At 66.3% G+C, this 1,550-nt stretch carries 1 protein-coding gene; it reads right to left on the reverse strand.

The window, feature by feature from the left end; genetic code table 11:
* A partial coding sequence (locus AC36XV_RS02880) for a serine/threonine-protein kinase (RefSeq protein WP_492202168.1) occupies positions 1-1,013 on the reverse strand: 1,013 nt, incomplete at its 3' end.
* Positions 1,014-1,550: the final 537 nt, after the last annotated feature.

Genomic DNA, 1,550 nt, shown 5'->3' on the forward strand with positions numbered 1-1,550 from the left:
CCCAGCTCCTGACCCGGACTCAGGGCCAAAGGAGCTCGGATGACCCGAGGCGCTCGGGGCTCGGGAGCTGCCAGCAGGACCCCGATGAGAGTCACCGCCAGTACCGCGGCCGTCGCGGGCCAACCGTACCGAAAGAGGGGCCCGTGAGCGGTTTCGTGGTCTCGCGCGCCGGTGGCGGGGAGGATGAACCCGGGGTCGTTCAACGCATTCGCGAACTCCTCGGCAGTCCTGAAACGATCCGCCGGCGTCTTTTCGAGCGCTGTCAGGACCGCGGCCTCCACGTTCGGCGGGACCGAGCGCCGGATCTCCGTCGGAGGGGTCGGATCGACCGTCAGGATGCGGCCGACGATCGCCTGCGCCGTCGCGCCGGGAAAGGGCGGCTCCCCGGTCAGCATCTCGTACAGCACCGCGCCGAGCGCGTACACGTCCGTGCGCGCATCGGAATCCCGGTCGCCCGTAGCCTGCTCGGGGGACATGTAGTGCGGCGTGCCCAGGCTGAGACCGGTTTCGGTGAGGCGCCCTCCACCGGCATCCTGCACCGCCAGCGCGATCCCGAAATCCGCGACAGTCGGCTCGCCCCTCTCCAGAAGGATGTTGGCCGGCTTGATGTCACGGTGGATCACGCCGGCGTCATGAGCGGCCTGCAGCGCACCGGCGACCTTCGAGGCGATGGCCACCGCCTCCTTCACCGGAAGCTGCTTTTCGCGGTCCAGACGATCCCGCAAGGACTCGCCCTCCACGTACGGCATCGCGTACCAGAGAAGACCGTCCGCCTCCCCGCTGTCGAACAGCGGCAGGATGTGCGGGTGGCGCAGGTTGGCGGTGGTCCTGATCTCGGCCAGGAAACGCTCGGCGCCGACGACGGCGCCGAGCTCTGGGGTCAGCACCTTGATCGCGACCTTCCGGTCGTGCTTCAGGTCCGCCGCCAGGTACACGGTCGCCATTCCACCCGCACCGAGCTCGCGCTCGATGCGGTACCTGTCCGAGAGGGCGGCAGTGAGGCGGTCGATCATTAGGCTTGGGGGGCCGGGCATCCAATAAAGGGTTCGCCCCGAGGGCGCACCGAACAAGGGAGTAACTTACGTCGGGCCGGAAAGGAAAGGAAACTCAAACGTCCTTTGGGCTACCTTCGGGAAGCTGCGTGGTGGGTGTCGGCGGGTCAAGGAAGGTCGTGGAAGGTCGTGACGGGCGGGTGATTGGGCTTCGCCGCGGGAAAGAGCCAAACCCGGGGGATCGACAGCGCGTGACGGGCTGAGATGCTGCGCTGCACACCCGGCGAACGCAGCCCACCCGTCAGGCGCCGCGGGTTTGATCGAGCTGCGGTGGAATCATCAGACGGGAGAGGGCGTCGAGGAATTCGGGTCTTTGTGTGACCTTCCTGAACCGCCCCGAGTTCATCGGAGGTTGGTTTGCTAGAGTCTTTGAGTCGCGGACTCTGAACCAATCCAGGAGTGGCCTGGGCCGGTTAGTGTGTCGATAAATCACGGCAGATTCCGGCATGTTTGCCGGAAAAGTACGGCAGATCGTGCGTTCTGCCCGTGAAAGTACGG

This window comes from Candidatus Benthicola sp. (genome assembly GCF_058719085.1).